The following is a 20,687-nucleotide window of genomic DNA, read 5'->3' as shown; positions in this document are numbered from 1 at the left end:
CTGTTATCGACTGCACTAGAATCGACATATTTTAAAACTACTTTTTTAATAAAAAAATTAGCGGTATATCTACTCTTTTTTGCCAAGAAAGTTCAGAATGATCTGTTCCTTCAAAAAATAGATTTTTAAAATTCTCTGTATTGTATCCATTCTTTAGAAAAATTGAATCCACTTTTGGTGCATATTTCGGATAAAATTGATCTAACGTTTTATTTCCATAATCAAAATATATTTTATGTATTTTCGACGCTGGTACATGCTCAACTAGATAAGTTAAAATAGCTTCTGGTAAGGGATTGTTTTCTATGGGTGCTGCGCCAACCCAATGTGTAGAAATACAAGCTGCACCTCCAAAAATATTTGGGTATTCTGCGATTGCATACATGGACATTAATCCTCCCATAGAGGAACCTGCAACAAACGTATTTGCTTTGTCTGTATGCACTAAATATGTATTATCTATATGCGGTTTTAACTCTTCAACTAAAAATTTTAAATATTCATCTCCTGTTAAATTTTTGATAGCAATTGGTTTTCCAGCGAGGTTTTTGAATTTATTTTTATCATTATCTGATAAAAAATTTACAGCTTTTTCTGGAAACAAATCTTGCCAACGAATTTGAGAAATATTATGAATTGCAACGACTATAAAATCTTTGGTAACGCCTTCTCTCATTAATTTTGTAGCAACCTCATCAATCATCCATTCTTGCTTGTTCCATGTAGTAGTTGCATCAAACAAATTTTGTCCATCGTGCATATACAAAACAGCATATTTTTTTTCGGGCGCATAATTCTCTGGCAACCAAACATCCACTTTTCTTGGTGTAATATATTTTGAAGGAAAACTATCAATTCTTATTAATTGCCCACCAGCTAATATTGCGTTATCTATAACAATCGAATTAATATTTGATAATTTATTGCTTTTTATATTCTCCTTTTTTTTTGATTTACAGGATATTATGGAAATCATTAGAAAAACAAATACAAGATTTTTCATTTGAAATATTTTAAAGTTTAGTCGTTAAAATGATACTTCCATTTTTAGTTAAATTCATTTCATTTTTCCATAAAAATTCTTCTCCCGTAATAATATTCTTAACTTTTTTACCCTTTAAACCAACTTCCTTAAAACGTTTTAAATCGATTGTAATTGGTGTCTGATTTTTATTGATAATGTGCACAACTGTTTCGTTGTCTTTAGATCTAAATAAGAAGTAGGTGCCATTAACTGGAGCAAAATGAATTGTTTTTCCTTCATGAATTGCAATACTATTTTTTCTATAATTCAAGATTTTCTTCACAAAAAGTTGCATCTCCTTTTTAGGTTCAGATACCCCTTTTCCAGTAAAAGCATTTATTTTATCATCTTTAAAACCTCCGGGGAAGTCAGTTCTAATTAAACCGTGGTCACCAGGATTTACGGTATCATCCATCAAAATTTCTGTACCATAATACATCTGTGGAATTCTGGGTAACATCAGCATATAACTCAAGGCCATTTTAGCTTTTATTACGTCTTCTTTTACTTCCGTAAACAATCTGCTTTTATCATGATTATCTAAGAAAATCATAATATCTTTTGGAGTAGCGTAATAAAAATCATTGGCTAAACCTTCATATAATTTCACCAAACCTTTGTCCCACGATTCTTCTTCATTAATGCCGTCTATGATAGCTTTTTGCATCGGAAAATCCATCGTTGATTTTAAATTTGACTTGTAGCCATCTTTATTTTTTGCGCCTTTTTGCCAATACCCCACTAATAAAGGATTGTAACTCCATTCTTCTCCCACAATAGAAAAATTAGGATATTCACTCATAATTGCACCTGCCCAATTTGCCATAAAATCTTTATCTGGATATGGATATGTATCTTGTCTTATTCCTCCTAAACCCAAAGTTTCTATCCACCAAATACTGTTTTGAATAATGTATTGAGCCATAAATGGATTACGCTGATTTAAATCGGGCATACTTTCTACAAACCATCCATCTGTATTTCCTTGACGATCTGTATCAGAAGCGTAAAAATCTTGATTGGTTGTCCGTCTGTGATTTGAAAAAGTGGCGGATTTCAAATTCCAATCTTTTATATTGTCTTCATACTTTTTCTGATAATTCACCCAATCTTTAAAGGGTAAATCTTTCATCCACCAATGTTCTAATCCACAATGATTTGCAACTTGATCCATGATTAATTTCATGCCATTTTTGCTTAACTCATTTGCCAATTTTTTATAATCATCCATTGTTCCAAAACGTGGATCTACTTGATAATAATCTGTAATTGCATACCCGTGATATGAACCGTTTTTCATGTCATTTGTTAATACAGGAGTTGGCCATACAGTTGTAAAACCTAAATCTGAAATATAATTTATATGATTTATAATTCCTTGTAAATCACCTCCATGACGCTTGTATCCATCCGTTCTATCGATCGTTGTTTCTTTTAATTTTTTGCTAATATCATTAGATTCGTCAGCATTGGAAAAACGGTCTGGAGTAATTAAATAAATAGCATCAGAACTATTAAAACCAATATAATCATCAGCAGGTTTTAGTCTTTCTTTTAATTCGTACGTATGTGCTTTTTTTGTCTCATCATCAAAAGTAAAGACAATATCGAATTTTCCTGGTTTTGTGTTCTTGTCAATATTTAAATCGATAAACAAATAATTAGGACTTTTTGCTTTATGCACTTTTTTTATAGAAACTCCCGCATAAGAAATATTAGGAATAGCGCTACCAATATTTTTTTCTTTTACCAATAATTGCAAGGAACTATCTTTAAAATCAATCCACCAATTTGTGGGTTCAACTCTTTCTAAAAAAATATTTGAAACAGAAACCTCAGAAACATTTTTGGAAGATGCAATATTATCACAAGAGAGCCAAAAGGTTATTGATACTATGAAAAAAATGAATCTTATAGGTTTCATAATCTATTTTTTAAACGGTTAATAGTTTATTCGGAAACACGGTAACTGATTCTCCGTTCACTAAAATATTAATTTCTTGCTTTCCTTCCAATTCAAAATGAGGACCATTTTGCGAAACATTTATAGTAATAACTTGATTTCTAAAGTTTACTTTAAAGGAATAAGATTGCCATTTTTTAGGGATTTTTGGTGAAAAGGAAAGTGTATTATTTAGCACTCTCATTCCGCCAAAACCTTCAACAATACTCATCCAAGTTCCCGCCATGGAAGTAATATGTAAGCCCTCTTCTACTTCGTGATTATAATCATCTAGATCTAAACGCGAAGTTCTTAAATAAAATTCATACGCTTGATCCATTCTGTTTAACTTTGCTGCTTGAATGCTGTGCACACAGGGAGAAAGTGAACTTTCATGAACTGTAAATGGTTCGTAAAAATCGAAATGTCGTTCTAATTCTTTCTCAGAAAATTCATTTTCGAACATATAAAAACCTTGCAAAACATCTGCTTGTTTAATATATGGAGAGCGTAAAATTCTGTCCCAACTCCATTTTTGATTAATAGGTCTTTGACTATTATCTAAATCTGAAACTGTGATTAATTCTTTATCTAAAAAGCCATCTTGTTGTAAGAAAATATTATGTTTTTTAGAAACAGGGAAATACATATTATCAGCAACATTTTTCCATTGAGATAATTCATCATCAGAAAAACCTACTTTTCCTTTAATCCTGATATAATCAGAAATATGATCATTTTTTACAACCTCAATATTTTCTAAGGCATAATTTATACACCATTTTGCAATGTAATTTGTGTAAAAATTATTATTAATATTATTCTCATATTCGTTAGGACCCGTAACTCCCAGAATCATAAATTTATTTTTATCTGATGAAAAAGTGGCTCTTTGATGCCAAAAACGTGCAATTCCGATTAATACTTCCAATCCTTTTTCTGGGATGTAAGAATAATCGTCTGTAAACCTGTAATAGTTAAAAATGGCAAAAGCAATGGCTCCATTCCTATGAATTTCTTCAAAAGTTATTTCCCATTCATTATGGCATTCTTCACCATTCATGGTTACCATCGGGTATAATGCTGCTCCATTTTTAAAACCAAGTTTCTCTGCATTTTCAATCGCTTTATTTAAATGATTGTATCTGTATTCTAATAAAGTTCTCGCAACAGATTGATCTTTAGTTGCCATATAAAAAGGAATGCAATAAGCTTCAGTGTCCCAATAGGTACTTCCGCCATATTTTTCTCCTGTAAAGCCTTTTGGCCCTATATTTAAGGAAGCATCAGTACCTATATAAGTTTGGTTTAATTGAAAAATATTAAAGCGAATTCCTTGTTGTGCTTTAATATCACCGTCAATGGTAATGTCTGACATTTTCCAAATCTGCGTCCAAGATTGTTTTTGCATTTCTAGCAATGCATCATACCCAAAATTAACCGCTTTGTCTAAAATGGCTTTTGCTGCGGCAACCAATTCCTTTTTATCTCGGTTTCTATCCACTACATATCCACCAAATTTGTGAATTGTATAAGTTTGATTTTTTTTAATTTCTTGTTGATACCTGCAAGATGTAAAATTTGAAGATTTTTCATTATTACAATCAATAATAATTTCACTATTATTTACAAATAATCGAGACTCCATAAAGGTACACGTGTAAAAATGTGTTTTCATGGTTCTTGCTTGAATGTAAGATTGTTGGTTGTTTTGAGTCACGTCTAAAACATCCCAAAATTGATCATCCCAATTGGTGTCTTCATTGCTGATTCCTGCATCTAAATACGGAATATATGTAATTTTAGCAGCTGCATTTATAGGAGTTACATTGTAATTAATAGCTCCAACAGCATCTAATTCTAAACTTAAAAAACGTTTAGTATCCACTTTAATCTTTATACCATTTTGCAGGATGGCTTCAAAACTTCTAGATAACCAACCTTCTTTCATGTTTAGTTCTCTTCTAAAATTTAAAACCTCTTTACATGCATTTAAATCTAGTCTTTCATCATTGATTAAAACGTTAATACCTATCCAATTAGGTGCATTTAAAACTTTTGCAAAATACTCAGGATATCCATTTTTCCACCATCCAACGCGCGTTTTATCAGGATAATAAACACCTGCAATATAACTTCCCTGAAACGTATCTCCAGAATATTCTTCTTCAAAATTAGCACGTTGCCCCATGGCTCCATTACCAATACTAAAAAGACTTTCTGATGATTTTACTTTATAAGGGTTAAATCCTTCTTCGATGATAGACCATTCGTTTGGGATGATATAATCTTGATTCATTTTCTAATTTTTAATTAATCCTTGAATAAATTTGATACTGATTTGCGTAAAATTTTGAAAATTGAATTTCGCTTCATTCAAAATTTTATAATCTCCAATACCAATACTTATCATATTTGCACTATTTGCAGCTTGTATGCCTGCAACAGCGTCTTCAAAAACTACGCAATCACTTGCATTAACACCTAATTGTTTTGCCGCTAAAAGAAAAACTTCGGGATCTGGTTTTGCTTTTAATACATTGTTACCATCAACAATGATATCAAAGTAAGATAACAAACCTACTTTCTCTAAAATAGGACGTGCATTTTTACTTGCTGATCCTAAGGCAATCGGAATATCATTTCCTTTTAAAAATTCTAAAATTTTAGGTACTTCTGGAAGAATTTCTGATTCGTCCATGTTGTCTATATACGCAAGATAGTCTGCGTTTTTTTCAATCATCCAAGTATCAAACTGTTTTTGAGTAGCCTCAAGTTTACCAATTTCTAGTAAAATTTCTAAACAGCGTTTTCTGCTAACTCCTTTGAATAATTCGTTTTGCTCTTTCGTAAATTCGAAACCTAATTCGTTTGCTAATTTTTTCCAAGCTAAATAATGATATTTGGCAGTGTCAACGATAACACCATCCAAATCAAAAATAAATCCTTTTTTCATCTGTCTCTTTAAATATCTTCTTGATAACTAATTGCGTTTTTATTGGTGATAAGTAGATTACAAAAGCCCGCAATGACCAAACTAATTCCTGCAACAGTCATTGCATTGATAGCTTCTTCACCCAAAAAATTCGATACATAATTGATACCACCCAAGGCAGCAATAATTTGTGGAATTACAATAAACATATTAAAAATCCCCATAATTACACCCATTTTCTTAGGGTCTACAGCACTAGATAGCATTGCATAAGGCATTGATAAAATACTACCCCAAGCAAAACCAATTAGCACAAAACAGTATTTTAAACTCTCTGGTGAAGCATACTTCATCAATAAAAAACCGATACCCCCCAAAATCAAAGAAAACATATGTACCCATTTTCTATTGATATTTCTTTTAGAGGTATAAAAAGTTAATAATAAAGCGAATACCATTGAAGACAAACCATACACTCCCATTGCAGAGCCTACCAAATTAGAAGATTCTTGAAATTTTGTATTCGCGATTTTAAATGCTTTTGATTGCATTGCATCTGCCATATCAAAAGTAGTTTCCATCGGCGCTGGTGTATGAAAAACATGCTCTGTTAAAGCGGGATTTGCCATACTCCACATTGTAAAAAATGCGAACCAAGAGAAAAATTGAATAACACCCAATTTTTTCATCGTAATGGGCATGCTTCCAATATTCTCTAAAATATCTGGTATGAAATTATTCTTTTTTGCTTTTTCTAATTCAAACTCTTCCATGTCTTCTGGTGGATATTCATCCGTGGTAAAAACAGTGTAAAGAATACTTATTAAGAAAACAAAAGCACCAATTGCGAAGGCAACTTTTACAGACATTGGTACTACACCAGATACTGCTTCGTTACTAACACCCAATTGCGAAACCATCCATGGTAAATTACTTGCAATCCAAGTTCCAATTCCTATAATTAATGTTTGAACAATAAAACCATAAGATCTTTGAGATTCCGGCAATTTGTCTGCAACTAGAGCTCTAAAGGGCTCCATAGAAATGTTTATGGACGCATCTAAAATCCAAAGAAAACCCGCTGCAATCCATAATGCAGGTGAATGCGGGATAAAAAATAATGCTAGTGAACTTAAAATTGCCCCCACTAAAAAGTAAGGCCTTCTTCTACCCCATTTTACACTCCAAGTTCTGTCACTCATATAACCAATAATTGGTTGTACAAGCAATCCTGTTAAAGGTGCTGCTATCCAAAGCAAAGGAATATCTTCCTTTCCTGCGCCTAAAGTTTGAAAAATTCTTGACATAAATCCACCTTGAAGGGCGAATCCAAATTGTATTCCTAGAAATCCGAAACTCATGTTCCAAATTCCCCAGAAGCTTAACTTACGCTTTTCCATTATCGAAAATTACGATAAGTGTTTCGACTTATCAATTAATAAATTTTGTGGAATGTAATTTATTGATAAATCTTAATAAGGAAACAAATATATGTTTTTTTTATAAAGTTGATAAAATTTGATGAAATAATTTACGACGACGGTTTCGTAGATTCTCGTAATTTTAAGTCGCTAGAAATAACTATTTTTTTTGGCTTATAAACTTCAGATTCATTCTCAATTCTATCAATTAAAAGTTCAACAGCTTGCTTACCCATCGTAAAGCCATGTTGCGCAACGGTAGTTATTGATGGCGATGAATACTCTGAAATTAAACCATCAGTAAAACCGATAATAGAGATATCTTTGGGCACTTTTAAATTTTGCTCTTTAGCTATTCTCATTGCGTTTGCTGCATAAATTTCGTTTACAGCAAAAATGGCATCGATACCTTTATCAAATAATTTTTCTATCTGAGGTTTAATATCTTTCTTTTCATCAACCTCTACTATAAAGTCTTTATCTGCCTTAATATATTCTTCAATTAATGCTTTTTCATAACCTTGCCTTCTTAAAGCACCTACATTTACATGGTTAGGGGTTGTAATTAAAGCTATTTTTTTTCGCCCATTTTTTATTAAATGTTTTGTTGCTTTATAGCCCGCTCCCACATCATCAACCACAACCTTATCACATTGAATTTCATCAACAACTCTGTCAAATAAAACCAAAGGAATTTCTTCTGAAACCAATTCTTTAAAATGATTAAAATCCTTATTTTCAAGTGTTTCACTTGCTATAGACACAATTAAACCATCTACACTTCCATTCGATAAAACCTTTAATGTTTCTACTTCTTTCTTATAAGATTCGTTAGAAAAACAAACCATAATATGATACCCTTTTTCATTAGCACCTTCTTCTATCCCCATAATAACAGTAGAAAAGAAATGATGGACAATTTTTGGTAGAATAACCCCTATTACTTTTGTCTTTTGAGTTCTTAGTTGAAGCGCTAAACTATTAGGTTTATAGTTATAATAGTTGGCATAAGCTTGTATCTTTTTTTTAGTTTCAGTACTAATTTCGTGACTATCTTTTAAAGCCTTGGACACGGTAGAAGTAGAAACACCTAATTCTTTTGCGATTGTTTTTATGGTAATTTTTTGCTTCATTTTTTTTGAAAAAATAAATTTAAGTAGTAATTTAAGCTAATTTCATAAAATTTAGATAAAAAAGTTGTTAACACGAAACCGATTTCGTACTTTTTATTAAATTGAAATCATGAATACACTCTATATATTTACAATGTGGAATGTAAATTTATTGTTAAACCAACTCAAATTTACAGTTATTATTTAACAAATTATACATGAAAAAATTTAAATTATTTTTAATTGGTATTCTTTTAAGCACATCCTTTACAATGTTTGCACAACAAACAGTTAAAGGTGTTGTAAAAGAAAAAGCAACAGGTGAATATTTACCTGGTGTTAGTGTTGTAGTAAAAGGTACAACTAGAGGGTCTGAAACGGACTTTGATGGTAATTTTACTATAGAAAAGGTAAAGACTGGTGATATACTTGTTTTTAGATATCTGGGGTATGCAGATAAAGAAGTAGTAATTAGCGTTAGCTTTAATCTAACCATAGAACTCGAGGAGTCTTCTGAACAATTAGAAGAAATTGTTGTTGTTGGTTATGGTACAACTACAATTAGAGATGCAACTGGTTCTGTAGAAGCAATTACAGAAAAAAAGTTTACGAAAGGTAATATTGTTACCCCAGAAAACTTGTTAAGTGGACGTGTTGCTGGTGTTAACATTACAACAAGTGGAGCTCCAGGTTCTGGATCTCAAATTAGAATCCGTGGAGGCTCTTCATTAAATGCGTCTAATGACCCTTTAATCGTTGTAGATGGTTTACCAATGTCTGGAACAGCTGGCGGATCTAGAGGTGTTTTAGCAACAATTAACCCAAATGACATTGCATCTTTCTCTATTTTAAAAGATGCTTCTGCTACTGCAATTTATGGTTCTAGAGGGGCAAATGGTGTAATTATCATTACGACTAAGAAAGGTAGAAAAGAATATTCTTTAGACTACGATTTTCAAATGGGTTTCGGTGAAATAAAAGATCGAATTAATGTCTTTGATGGTGCTGCTTTTAGAAATTTAGTTACTCAAAAACAACCAAGTATGGCTGGTTTGTTAGGAACTGCGAATACAAATTGGCAAGATGAAATTTATCAAAAATCAGTTTCTACGCAACACAATATAACTGCTAGAGGTCAAATTTTTGGAATTATACCAACAAGACTTTCAGTAGGTTTTGCAGGTATTGAAGGTAATATTTTAACTTCTCAATATGATAGAGCCACTGTTTCTTTATCTATGAATCCGTCATTTTTTGATAATCACTTTAAAATAAGCTTAAATTATAATAGAGCTTTTGAAAATAATAGATTTGCTGATGCTGGCCAAGTTGGAGCAGCTTTGCGTTATGACCCAACACAACCTGTTTATGATGCAACATCGCCTTTTGGTGGGTTTTATCAACATTTAACTAGAACACCACAAGGTATTTTGGTTAACAATGGAACAAGAAACCCGGTAGCATCTTTATTACAAAATAATAATACCTCTAATGTTTTTAGACAATATGGAAATTTAAAACTAGAATATAATTTTCATTTCTTACCAGAATTAACGGTAACTGCAAATGCTGGTTTTGATAAATCAATTGGAGAAGGTGAAGGAAATAGTCCTTTAAATAGCCCTGCTAATTATACCGATTTATTTGTTGGTTATGATTCTTCTTATACAAATGAAGTTCTTAATGAATCTTTTGATACTTACTTTACGTATGTCAAAACTTTTGATAAATTGAACACAGATATAATGGCTGGTTATTCTTACCAATCATTTGATGGTTCTGGAGATAGCACAGGGAATAGAAGAAACCCCAATGATACAGGTGCAACTTCTTATGTTTCTACTCCGGTTGTTTTAATTGGTTTCTTAGCCAGAGCAAACTTAACGTATAATGAAAAATATATGTTAACTTTAAACTACAGAAGAGACGGTACTTCGAGATTTGGACCAGAAAATAGATGGGGTGATTTTGGAGGAGCAGCTTTAGCTTGGAGAGTAAGTGATGAAGATTTCTTAAAAGATAACCAAGTAATATCAGACTTAAAACTGCGTGCTTCTTATGGTATTAACGGTCAACAAGATGGAATCTCTGGAGATTTATACTTAGACAAGTATCGTTTTGGAAATCAAGGTTCTGGATACTTATTTAATGGTGTTCCCGTTCAATCTACGATTCCTTCTGAAAGAAGTAATTTGAAATGGGAAAATACAGCAACTATAGAATTAGGTATAGATTATGGTTTATTCAATAATAAAATTACAGGGTCTATAAATGCTTTTCAAAAAAATTCTACAGATTTATTAGCGGATGCTCCAGTTGCTGACGGTTCTAACTTTACAAATAGAGTTTTACAAAATGTTGGGGATTTGCAAGTAAATGGAGTCGAATTTACTGTAAATGCCGACATCATTAAAAATGAAGATTTTAATTGGAATGTAAACTTTAATACCACTTATTTAGATAGAGAAATTAAAGAATTAGCATTGAATCAAGATATTACTACAGGTGGTATTGCAGGTGGAACAGGAAACTTTGTTCAATTATACAGAGAAGGTTTTGCTCCTAATTCATTTTATGTTTTCAAACAACTATATGATACAGCAGGGCAGCCAATTGAAGGTGCTTATGCTGATTTAAATGGAGATGGCATTATAAACACTCAAGACAAATATTTAAAAGGAAATCCACAAGCAGATTTTACCTTTGGTTTTCAATCAAGTATTGATTATAAGAACTTTGATTTAGCATTTAACTTAAGAGCTAGTTTAGGTAATTATGTGTATAATAATGTTAATTCTGCTCTCGCACAATATGATTTATTGTTAGACAATGCAGTTTTAGGGAACATACCAACAACAGTATTAAACACAAATTTTAATAGCACTTCAGATGTAATCATTTCAGATATTTATTTAGAAAATGCTTCATTCTTAAGAATGGATAACATTACCTTAGGATATACATTTGATAGACCTATCAAAAAATTTGCATCAAACAGTATTCGTTTATGGGCTGGTATGCAAAATGTTTTTACCATTACAAACTATTCTGGTTTAGATCCAGAAGTGTTTAATGGAATTGATAATACCATTTACCCAAGACCAAGAACATTCTTGATTGGAGCTAATATCAAATTTTAATTTATAAAGATTTAAAAATGAAAAAAATATTTAAAATCGAAAGAATAGCAACAATATTTTTGATCATGGTGATTGCTTTGTCTTCTTGTACTAAAGACTTAGACATTACACCAAAAGATGATCAAGATTTATTAGGTGAAGATTTCTTTGCAAACGAAACGGCGTATAAAGAATTATTAGCAGGTGTTTATGCAAACCTTTCTTTAACCGGAATAGACGGTCCTACCTCATCAAATATTGATGGATTGGATGCAGGAACAAGTCAGTTTGGAAGAGTCTTAGTATACCTACAAACATTATCTGCAGATCAAATGATTTGGTCTTATGAAAATGATCCTGGAACACGTGAAATACAACGTAATATTTGGAATTCTGATGATCCTATCATTTTAGGAATGTTTGGTAGAAGCCATGTAACCATCGCATTTGCAAATAACTATTTAAGAGAAACTACCAATGCAAAATTAGCAGAGAGAAATGTTTCTTCCGCAACAAAAACTGAAATAGTAGCGTACCGAGCAGAAGCAAGGTTGTTAAGAGCAATGTCTTATTATTATATGATGGATTTATTTGGTCAAGCAAACTTTTCCACTGAAGAAGATGCAGTTAACACAATACCTCAAGCTTATAATAGAAGGCAATTATTTGATTATATCGAAGCTGAATTACTTGCAATTGAAGCAGATTTAAAAGATCCAATGCAAAACGAACATGGTAGAGCAGACAAAGGTGTTTCTTGGATGATTCTTGCTAAAATGTATTTAAATGCAGAAGTTTATATTGGAGAAGCAAAGTATACTGAAAGCTTAGATTATGCGAAGAAAATTATTGGCGGAGGATATATGTTAGCCAGTGATTATGCTCACAATTTCATGGCAGATAATGATGTAAACTCAGCAAATAATGAAATTATTTTTCCTTTAATTTCTGATGGAACTTACACTCAAAACTATGGCCCAACAACCGTTATGATTAACGGTGAAGTTGGTAGTTTAGAAGCTAATGGTGCTGCACTTGGTGTTGGTGCTGGTGGCTGGGGAGGAGCCTTAAGAGTTAGAAAACAATTTGCACAATTGTTTAATGATGGCATCTATATTAACGACAGCAGAAATACGCTAATTTCCGAAAATAGAAATATAGAAATCACAGATATCTCTGATAAAGATCAAGGGTATGTTATAGAAAAATACTCTAATGCAACTTCAATAGGCACCTTTGGTGCAGATCAAACATTTGTAGATACGGATTTTCCATTATTTAGATTAGCCGATGTTTATTTGATGTATGTTGAAGCGCATTTAAGAGGAGGTGTAGGAGCATCTGCAACAGATGCCGAAAACTATATAAACTCTTTAAGAACTAGAGCTAACAATCCTCAAAACACTCTTACAATCTCCGATTTAACTTTAGATTTTATCTTAGACGAAAGATCAAGAGAATTACATTGGGAAGCTCACAGAAGACAGGATTTAATACGTTTTAATAAATTCACAGGTGGCTCATATAACTGGGCTTGGAAAGGAAACGGAACAAATGGTATTGCATTACCAGCTCACATGAATCTTTATCCAATACCTTCGGCAAGTTTAGCTTCTAACCCTAACTTAACTCAAAATGCAGGGTACTAATACTAATAACAAAATACAAATGATGAAAAATATAAAAAGATTTTCAGCAATTACAATCATTGGAATCCTATTGTTAGTTTTCAATTCTTGTGATGATACTTCTGAAATATTTACAATTTCAGCGCCAACAGCGCCAGTTTTAGCAGAACTTAATTTTACAGATTTAGAATTGGATGCTGTTAATACAGGCAACCCTGCAATAACATTAAATTGGAACGAAGCAGATTATGGGCAACAAGCATCTATTAATTATGCAATTCAATTTGCTAGTGATAATGATTTTACTGCACCAATAACAGCAGCAACAATAACAGGAAATAGTTCAATTACATTATCTGTAAATGAAGTAAATGCTGCAGCCGGTAATGCTGGTTTAAATCCTTTCGAGTGGAAGGTGCTATACGCAAGAATTGTGGCTTCTTTAGGTTCTCAGAATAGTGAAATATCAGCATCTAACGTTGTAGAATTTAATGTATATCCTTACTTTAATTATGTCTTTAATGATTATTATATGGTAGGTGATGCAACTGCACCAGGTTGGAACAACAACAATAACAATCCTGCATTATTTAGAGATGCAAATGATAGTAATATCTATTCTTACACGGGGTTCTATGCAGACAATGGTCATTTTAAAATTTTAGAAACTAAAGGATTATGGCATCCACAATATGGCACAGATGATGGTGCTGTTTTTTGGGGAACTACCCCAACAAATTCATCTCCAGAACCAGAAAGGTTTCCTTATGGAGGCGGAGATGGTATTCCTGCTGGGTACTATACTTTTAAAATGAACTTTGCTAGCAAGGCATTTACTTTTGAAGCATTTGATGCCTCAAGCGCTACAAGTCCTGCAAGTTTAACTTTAAAAGGAACAAGTACTGCTGATTTAGCTTTGACAGCCTTAGCTTTTGATGGTCATATTTGGTATGCAAATAATGTAAGGTTAACGCCTGGTAATGTATATTTCGTTACTGATTCTGGAGCTAATTGGGGAAGCTCAACTTCTTTTTCTGGAGTAGCTACGGATAGCGGTGATTCAATTCCAGTTATAGTCGAAGATGATTATGATGTATGGTTTAATGACTTAACAGGTCAGTACATTCTAATCCCATTAAATTTATAATATCAATTTAATTTTAAAAGTTAAAAAATGAAAAATTATATAAAAAAAATAAGCTACTTATTACTATCATTTACCTTCATACTAGGTTCTTGTGAAGTTGAAGAAAGCTTAACACTTACAAGTCCAGATGCTGCATTTGTATTAGACACTCCCGGAATTAGCAGTGTATTTCTAAACTTTGCAATTCCTAATAATCCCGCTTTTACTATTTCTTGGCGAGACGAAATAAAATCAGGAGCAGATTATACTGTAGAAATGTCTACAGATGCAGAATTTACGAATTCATCAACCATAGGCACCACCGCGAAGAACAATTTTTCTATGACTGTTGCTGCTTTTAATAACGCAATAAATGAGACAGGAATAACAAATTTTAGTGATATTGCTGTTTATATGAGGGTTAAAAGTGGCAGTAGCTTCACAAATACGATCTTTTTATTAGTTACTACTTACCCTGTAGATGCACCTACTTTTAGTAATCTATCTAATGGAGACATTTTTACCCTAAGTCTTGCGAATAATGATTTAGAAGCCGTAAATGTTACTTGGAATGATCCTATTCTAGATTCTTCTCTCGTTATAGATATTGATTATGTTTTGGAAGCTGCAGCGCCAGGTTCTGATTTTGCAATGCCAATTGAAGCTGGTAAAACAAGTAACCTAAATTCTATATCTTTAACGAATGCACAATTAAATGCTGTTGCATTTCAAACAGGGATTCCTGTAGATACCGCTGGTGACCTAGAATTAAGAATTAAATCTACCATCACAGATACCGCTTCAGGTACCGTTTTAGAAAGAATTTCTGATACAGTAACGATTAATGTAACGACATATCTAACTGTTTTAGATTTATCTACAACTTGGGGTATCGTAGGTTCTGCAGCGAATAATTGGGGCGCAACTCCAGATTTACCAATGTTTACAACAGACACAGATGGTGTTTTAGTAGCCTATGTAAACTTAACTGATGGAGAATGGAAATTTAGAGAAAACAACGACTGGGCTAATAATTTAGGTTCTGGTGCAGCCGCGGATGACGTGTCTTCTGGTGGAGGAAACTTTACAACGGTAGCTGGCTCATTTAAAATTACTTTAGACTTAAAAAACAATAAATTTACCAAAGAAAATTTTTCTTTAGGTATTGTGGGTGGCGCTTATAATAATTGGGGAGCAACTCCAGATTTTATGCTAGAATACGATCCGTACTCTGATGTTTTTAGAGGAATCGTTACTTTGATTGATGGAGAAATGAAATTTAGAATGAACAATGACTGGGGTACTAATTATGGTGATAATGGTAATGACGGTACTTTAGATAATGGAGGAGCAAACATCGTAGTTGCAGCTGGTATTTATATTGCAACCGTAAATATGAATGATTTAACGTATTCTTTAGAAAAAATAGACCATGTTTGGGGTATTGTGGGTGGCGCTTATAATAATTGGGGTGCAACACCAGATGCTCAATTTAACAGAGATTGGTCTAAACCTTTTAACGATGTTTGGATCTTAGAAAATGTGACGCTAATTGATGGAGAATATAAGTTTAGGTCTAACAATGATTGGGGAACTAATTATGGTGATGACGGAAATGATGGTATCTTAGATAATGGTGGAGCAAATATAGTAGCAACTGCTGGTACTTATTCGTTTTCATTAGATTTTTCTGATCCTGAAAATCCAACCTATACAATTAAATAAATTTTAATCATAACTTACAAGAGCTATCTAATTAAAAGATAGCTCTTGTTCGTTATAAACTGAATCCTATGAAAAAGATTACATTTCTCTTATTTTTATTTTTTTCAATTATTATTTTTAGCCAAGTTACCATCACACCAAGTAACTTTGATATCAATGAGTCTATTACAATAAGCGTAAATGCAAGCAGTACAGCTACTGATTGCAATGGTCTTAGCAATCTATCAAAATTATATATCCATTCTGGCGTTGGTACTGATGCAGATCCATGGGGCACAAAAGTAGTTGGTAATTGGGGTTCAGATGATGGTATTGGAGAAATGACTTTTAATGCATCTAACAGTCTTTGGGAAATTACCTTTACACCAAAAACATATTACGGTTTAACCGATGACCAAGCAAGTGCTATCACTAAAATTGGAATGGTTTTTAGAAATGAAAGTGGTACTCAAGAATTAAAAACGAATGGTTGTACCGACTTTATTTTTAATGTTGGTACCTTCCAAATAACCCTTAATACACCTTTAGAGGAAACTTCTATTTTAAACTCAGGGGAATCATTAGCTATTAGTGCTACGGCGTCTTTAATTTCAAATTTTAATTTAAAAGCAAATGGCACATCAATAGATCAAAAAACAAACTTAAAAACCTATAACTACGCTCCTACTGTTATAGAAAATACAACGTTTATTTTAGAAGCTTCCAATAACGGAGAAATAGTAAACACAACTTTTCATGTAATTATAAAACCAACAGTTGTTGAAGAGACTCTTCCAGCAGGTATGAAAGATGGTTTTAATATCAATGAAACGTCTGTAACATTTGTACTCTATGCGCCAAATAAAGAATTCGTTCATTTAATTGGAAGTTTTAACAATTGGGCAGTAAGTGATCATTATGCATTAAAAAAAGATGCTACAAAAGATCGTTTTTGGATTGAACTCACAAACCTTCCTACTCAAGAAGATATTACATACCAATATTTAGTGGAAGGCACTTTAAAAATAGCGGACCCCTATTCTACTCAAATATTAGATCCCAATGAAGATCAATATATAGATGGCATAACCTATCCAAATATGCCCACTTATCCAACGGGTGAAACAGAACATGCAGTAACTGTATTAAGAACCGGTGATGCTCCTTACACGTGGCAAACAACAAATTTTAAAAAACCTGCAAAAACAGATTTAGTAATTTACGAATTATTAATAAGAGATTTTGATGCATTGCATAGTTTTGATGCTGTAAAAGAACGTTTAGACTATTTACAAGAATTAGGCATAAATGCCATTGAATTAATGCCTGTAAATGAATTTGACGGAAATTTATCTTGGGGATACAATCCTTCTTTTCATATGGCGCTAGATAAATATTACGGCTCTCCTACTGCTTTTAAACAATTAATTGATGAATGCCATAAACGTGGCATTGCAGTAATTCTTGATGTTGTTTACAATCATGCTTCTGGCCAAAATCCGTTGTACAGAATGTGGAACACAAATGGAGGTGGTTACGGCGGTCAAGCAAGTGCAGATAATCCTTTCTTTAATCAAACAGCCACACATAGTTACAGTGTTTTTAACGATTTTAACCACAGTCAACAAGCTGTAAAAGATTACGTAAAAAGAACCACACAATTTTGGATTGATGAATATAAAATTGATGGTTTTAGATGGGATTTAACAAAAGGTTTCACTCAGAATTGTACAGAAAATGATGAAACTTGTACAGGCAACTATCAAGCAGACAGAGTTGCTGTTTTAAAGGAATATGCAGATTATCAATGGGAAAAAGATGCCAGTTTTTACGTTATTTTTGAACATTTAGGGGGTAATACTGAAGAAACCGAATGGGTTAATTACAGATTAAATGAAGGAAAAGGAGTTATGATGTGGGGAAATCATAATTATCAATATAACCAGTCTACTATGGGGTATGGTAGTGATTCAGATTTTTCTTGGATTTCTTATAAAAATAGGGGTTGGTCTACTCCTGGAAACGTAAGTTATATGGAGAGTCACGACGAAGAACGCTTAATGTATAAAAATTTACAATTTGGTAATAATGCGCAAGCAAATGCAAATCCTCCGTACAATGTTAGAGAGATCGATACAGCACTAGAAAGAGCAGCATTAGCCGGTGCATTCTTTTTTACAGTACCCGGACCAAAAATGATTTGGCAATTTGGTGAGTTAGGTTATGATATTTCTATTAATCAAAATGGTAGAACGGGTACCAAACCTATTCTATGGAATTACTTATCCAATCAAAATAGAAAAAAAGTAAACACTACTTGGGCCAAACTAATTAAGTTAAAACTCAAATATGAAATTTTTAAGACTTCAGATTTTACTTTAGATGTTGCCAATGCTAGCGGATTAAAAAAAATTCATTTAACAAGCCCTGCTGCAACGGGTATACAGCATATGGTCATTATTGGAAACTTTGGAATAACAACGCAAGGCATCACGCCATATTTTCAACAAACTGGAAACTGGTATAATGTATTAGAAGATAATGCCATTATAACAGTTACCAATACCGCAGCAGCCATAACATTAGGTCCAGGAGAATTTAAAGTGTATGCAAATCAACCTGCAATACTCGCAAATAATGATTTTATTTTAGAAAACGAATCCATAACACTTTATCCAAATCCAACTTCTAGAAACTTCTCTCTCTCTAATGAAGTTTTAGAGGTAAGTATTTATAATATTACAGGGAAACAAGTAAAAAAATACACTAAGAAAGTAGTGCAAAGCAACTCCTATTTGGTGTCCGATTTAACTACAGGTATTTATTTTGTGCGTATTAGAAAAACGAATAACCAACTATTTACAAAAAAGTTAAGTATCAATTAGTCTAAATTTAAACACCTAAGAAACAAAGATTGATAAACAGAGGCTAGTTAGAGCGTGGAGTTTATCAATTTTTAAAAATGTTAGCCCTATGCGGATTGAACGACACCATAACAAAAAAAATCTATTATTATAGAAATTAAGCATTTTGCTTATTCCTATAATTCAATTATGACCGTACATTTATACTTTCTTTTTCATAGCAATTTCCCACCTCTCAACGATGTGGGTTTTTTTTGTTACATACCGAAATGAAACAAACAAAAACCTGAGATAAGGAGTTTACGAACTTAGTGATGGTTTTGTGCAGCTTAAATGAATACAGGAGTAAAAGAATAATTAAAGTAAGTAGTGGGCCTGGCAGCGAGCATAAGAACAAAGACTTTTTATTTTTATTATCTTATTTTTTTGAGGTTTCCATAGTGCATCTCAAAAAGTAAATTGCAAGTACCTTCATACTACTTTCACGACACACCTCACTCTTGTAAGATAGTTTGCTTTTGAATTATTATCTTGTAGTACACTGCAAGTTAAAATGTAGATTTCCGTAAAACTAATATGGATCTATGCTTTGTAAATTTTTAAAAGTTGGATGACATAAATCATATTTCACAGCTATAATTCCTATTATTTTTGGTGCGAAATAAATTGCACCAATTACAAATTTTTATAAATGATAAAACTTCCACTTATCCAAATAATAAATAACGATAAGCGGAAAAAATTTTGGCATACAATCAAGTTGTGTACAATTTAAAAATCAAATAAAATGACAGAAATAAAATACCCTAAATCATTTTCACACATAGGAATAACTGTTCCCGATATACACAAAGCTGTAGCGTTTTATCAGGATATAATGGGATGGTATGTGATAATGCCACCCTCTACGGTAAAAAAAGAAAATGATACAGCCATTGGACAAATGTGTATTGATGTTTTTGGAGAGAATTGGGAAGAATTCGAAATCGCGCATATGTCAACGTCTGAGGGAATTGGCATTGAGCTTTTTTCGTTCCCACATGGCAAAAAAGAAGCCCCAGAATTCAACCCTTTCAACACAGGACTTTTCCACTTCTGTGTGCAAGACCCAGACATCGAAAATTTGACTAAAAGAATAGTAGCAGCAGGTGGCAAACAGAGAATGCCCATACGGGAATATTACCCTAATGAAAAGCCCTATAAAATGGTTTATGTGGAAGATCCATTTGGTATCGTATTTGAAATTTATACACATAGCTACGAATTGACATATTCATCAGGTGCATACCAGAAATAAAAAACTAAAGATTATGACAAAGGTTAAAGTAGATAATTACACGAAAGCAGTTCTTACAATCATCGCTATATGTTTGACTGTTTTAACACTTAAGCAGTTTGATATAATTACAAAAGCATATGCTAATGAGACAACAAATAATGCAATGCCATTCAACACAAATTATGGGTTGGTGCCTATAAATGAAGATGGATCAATAACTGTTAAACTATCATCTTCAAGCGTTATAGATGTTAATATAAAAAAAGTTGACCAATTTGCATTTAGATTTTGTACAGTTCCTGTAGAAATTGAAGACTAAATACTGCAACCAACAAAAACCTGAGATAAGGAGTTTACGAACTTAGTGATGGTTTTGTGCAGCTTAAATGAATACAGGATTAAAAGAATAATTAAAGTAAGAAGTGGACCTGGCAGCGAGCATAACAACAAAGACTTTTTATTTTTATTATCTTATTTTTTTGAGGTTTCCATAGTACATCTCAAAAAGTAAATTTCAAATACCTTCATACTAC

The 20,687-nt window shown here is 32.5% G+C and carries 13 protein-coding genes; 7 read left to right on the top strand and 6 right to left on the bottom strand.

Annotated elements, in window-relative coordinates; genetic code table 11:
- Window positions 1-37: 37 nt before the first annotated feature.
- The 6 genes from ATE90_RS01835 to ATE90_RS01810 form a co-directional block, all read right to left on the bottom strand.
- Window positions 38-1,003, bottom strand: a complete 966-nt coding sequence (locus ATE90_RS01835) for an alpha/beta hydrolase (RefSeq protein ID WP_101450687.1) — start codon at window positions 1,001-1,003, stop codon at window positions 38-40.
- A 10-nt stretch (window positions 1,004-1,013) separates the two neighbouring features.
- Window positions 1,014-2,948, bottom strand: a complete 1,935-nt coding sequence (locus ATE90_RS01830) for a glycoside hydrolase family 13 protein (protein WP_036783208.1) — start codon at window positions 2,946-2,948, stop codon at window positions 1,014-1,016.
- A 10-nt stretch (window positions 2,949-2,958) separates the two neighbouring features.
- Complete coding sequence (locus ATE90_RS01825; RefSeq protein ID WP_036783205.1) at window positions 2,959-5,265, bottom strand: glycoside hydrolase family 65 protein; 2,307 nt, start codon at window positions 5,263-5,265, stop codon at window positions 2,959-2,961.
- A 3-nt stretch (window positions 5,266-5,268) separates the two neighbouring features.
- Entirely contained in the window at window positions 5,269-5,922 is a 654-nt protein-coding gene (gene pgmB, locus ATE90_RS01820; RefSeq protein WP_036783201.1) for a beta-phosphoglucomutase, read from the bottom strand.
- Between the two features lie 8 nt (window positions 5,923-5,930).
- The gene (locus tag ATE90_RS01815; protein ID WP_036783198.1) at window positions 5,931-7,301 is read right to left on the bottom strand and encodes an MFS transporter; all 1,371 of its coding nucleotides are present in this window, start codon (window positions 7,299-7,301) and stop codon (window positions 5,931-5,933) included.
- A 131-nt stretch (window positions 7,302-7,432) separates the two neighbouring features.
- Entirely contained in the window at window positions 7,433-8,455 is a 1,023-nt protein-coding gene (locus ATE90_RS01810; RefSeq protein ID WP_036783196.1) for a LacI family DNA-binding transcriptional regulator, read from the bottom strand.
- 197 nt (window positions 8,456-8,652) lie between these two features.
- Between ATE90_RS01810 and ATE90_RS01805 the strand changes: the two genes are divergently transcribed.
- The 7 genes from ATE90_RS01805 (at window position 8,653) to ATE90_RS01775 (ending at window position 20,473) form a co-directional block, all read left to right on the top strand.
- The gene (locus ATE90_RS01805) at window positions 8,653-11,574 is read left to right on the top strand and encodes a SusC/RagA family TonB-linked outer membrane protein (RefSeq protein ID WP_036783193.1); all 2,922 of its coding nucleotides are present in this window, start codon (window positions 8,653-8,655) and stop codon (window positions 11,572-11,574) included.
- Window positions 11,575-11,591: 17 nt separating this feature from the next.
- Window positions 11,592-13,202: a RagB/SusD family nutrient uptake outer membrane protein gene (locus ATE90_RS01800; protein ID WP_101450685.1), complete on the top strand. Its 1,611-nt coding sequence runs from the start codon at window positions 11,592-11,594 to the stop codon at window positions 13,200-13,202.
- Between the two features lie 22 nt (window positions 13,203-13,224).
- Window positions 13,225-14,328 (top strand): SusE domain-containing protein, encoded by a 1,104-nt coding sequence (locus ATE90_RS01795; RefSeq protein ID WP_235317676.1) that lies wholly within the window; start codon window positions 13,225-13,227, stop codon window positions 14,326-14,328.
- 27 nt (window positions 14,329-14,355) lie between these two features.
- Window positions 14,356-16,032 carry a SusE domain-containing protein gene (locus ATE90_RS01790; protein WP_052107479.1) on the top strand — a complete coding sequence of 559 codons (1,677 nt, stop codon included), beginning with the start codon at window positions 14,356-14,358 and terminating at the stop codon, window positions 16,030-16,032.
- 68 nt (window positions 16,033-16,100) lie between these two features.
- Entirely contained in the window at window positions 16,101-18,896 is a 2,796-nt protein-coding gene (locus ATE90_RS01785; protein WP_101450683.1) for an alpha-amylase family glycosyl hydrolase, read from the top strand.
- A gap of 766 nt (window positions 18,897-19,662) precedes the next feature.
- The gene (locus ATE90_RS01780) at window positions 19,663-20,172 is read left to right on the top strand and encodes a lactoylglutathione lyase family protein (RefSeq protein ID WP_101450681.1); all 510 of its coding nucleotides are present in this window, start codon (window positions 19,663-19,665) and stop codon (window positions 20,170-20,172) included.
- A 13-nt stretch (window positions 20,173-20,185) separates the two neighbouring features.
- Window positions 20,186-20,473, top strand: coding sequence for a hypothetical protein (locus ATE90_RS01775; RefSeq protein WP_143741095.1), 288 nt, complete (start codon window positions 20,186-20,188; stop codon window positions 20,471-20,473).
- Window positions 20,474-20,687: the final 214 nt, after the last annotated feature.

This window comes from Polaribacter sp. Hel1_33_96 (assembly GCF_002846595.1).
GTDB lineage: Bacteria > Bacteroidota > Bacteroidia > Flavobacteriales > Flavobacteriaceae > Polaribacter.
The sequence above is the reverse complement of the archived record's forward strand: the minus strand, read 5'-3'. Positions and strand labels throughout refer to the sequence as shown.

Excerpts from the sequence above, each read along its gene's own strand:
- ATE90_RS01835 (WP_101450687.1), bottom strand. The coding sequence starts at position 1,003 with ATGAAAAATCTTGTATTTGTTTTTCTAATGATTTCCATAATATCCTGT.
- ATE90_RS01830 (WP_036783208.1), bottom strand. The coding sequence starts at position 2,948 with ATGAAACCTATAAGATTCATTTTTTTCATAGTATCAATAACCTTTTGG.
- ATE90_RS01825 (WP_036783205.1), bottom strand. The coding sequence starts at position 5,265 with ATGAATCAAGATTATATCATCCCAAACGAATGGTCTATCATCGAAGAA.
- pgmB (WP_036783201.1), bottom strand. The coding sequence starts at position 5,922 with ATGAAAAAAGGATTTATTTTTGATTTGGATGGTGTTATCGTTGACACT.
- ATE90_RS01815 (WP_036783198.1), bottom strand. The coding sequence starts at position 7,301 with ATGGAAAAGCGTAAGTTAAGCTTCTGGGGAATTTGGAACATGAGTTTC.
- ATE90_RS01810 (WP_036783196.1), bottom strand. The coding sequence starts at position 8,455 with ATGAAGCAAAAAATTACCATAAAAACAATCGCAAAAGAATTAGGTGTT.
- ATE90_RS01805 (WP_036783193.1), top strand. The coding sequence starts at position 8,653 with ATGAAAAAATTTAAATTATTTTTAATTGGTATTCTTTTAAGCACATCC.
- ATE90_RS01800 (WP_101450685.1), top strand. The coding sequence starts at position 11,592 with ATGAAAAAAATATTTAAAATCGAAAGAATAGCAACAATATTTTTGATC.
- ATE90_RS01795 (WP_235317676.1), top strand. The coding sequence starts at position 13,225 with ATGAAAAATATAAAAAGATTTTCAGCAATTACAATCATTGGAATCCTA.
- ATE90_RS01790 (WP_052107479.1), top strand. The coding sequence starts at position 14,356 with ATGAAAAATTATATAAAAAAAATAAGCTACTTATTACTATCATTTACC.
- ATE90_RS01785 (WP_101450683.1), top strand. The coding sequence starts at position 16,101 with ATGAAAAAGATTACATTTCTCTTATTTTTATTTTTTTCAATTATTATT.
- ATE90_RS01780 (WP_101450681.1), top strand. The coding sequence starts at position 19,663 with ATGACAGAAATAAAATACCCTAAATCATTTTCACACATAGGAATAACT.
- ATE90_RS01775 (WP_143741095.1), top strand. The coding sequence starts at position 20,186 with ATGACAAAGGTTAAAGTAGATAATTACACGAAAGCAGTTCTTACAATC.